Source organism: Methylobacterium sp. WL18, from assembly GCF_008040015.1.
Lineage (GTDB): Bacteria > Pseudomonadota > Alphaproteobacteria > Rhizobiales > Beijerinckiaceae > Methylobacterium > Methylobacterium mesophilicum.
In genome coordinates this window covers 1-628 of the sequence record NZ_VRVD01001222.1, presented here as the reverse complement: position 1 = coordinate 628, position 628 = coordinate 1, and the positions used below count along the sequence as shown (strand labels likewise).

Genomic DNA, 628 nt, shown 5'->3' with positions numbered 1-628 from the left:
ATGCCGGCCCGAGCGCAGAGCGGCGCCAGGATTTGCCGGATGCTGTCCAGGGCGAGGCGCCGGGTCCGGGCGGCCTCGACGTCCGGCCGGTCGGCGCTGCCGGAGAGCCGCAGCACGAAGGCGATCAATTGCGGGCGCGCGTCGTCCGGCATCGCGTCGTTGAGGCCCAGCGCGTAGGCCGCGATCGGCCTCGAGAAGCAGGGTGGGCAATCGGCGCTGGAGCGGATCGCCTTGTAAGGCAGCCCGGCGGCCACGATCGCCGCCTCGTTGATGCAGGTCCCGCCATCGGGACCCGGGAAGGGGTGCGATCCGGCCAGCAGGCGCCAGTTCAGGATCGTCTGGAAGTCGGCGTGCATCCGCGCTCCTCCGCCTCGAGACGGCAGCGTGACATGCTCAAGTCCCGTTGGCGAGACGCGATTTCGCGTCCGGCGCCCCGGGATTCCAAGGCTCCGCCCTGGACCCGCGAAAGGTCTCGACCTTTTGAATCCGGACTTCAGCCGCCGAGGTTCAGGGCGAGGCCGGAGAGCATCGCCACGCCCAGCACCAGCACGAAGGCGGCGGCCACGAGTTCCAGGCCGCCGACGGCCAGCAGACCCGCCTGGCCGCGACCGCCCGCGAGGCGCAAGGC

Annotated in this window: 1 pseudogene; it reads right to left on the bottom strand. The window is 71.7% G+C overall.

Going from position 1 to position 628, the window contains the following annotated elements:
• Window positions 1-356: pseudogene (locus FV228_RS31970) on the bottom strand (hypothetical protein); the annotation flags it as partial.
• Window positions 357-628 lie beyond the last annotated feature (272 nt).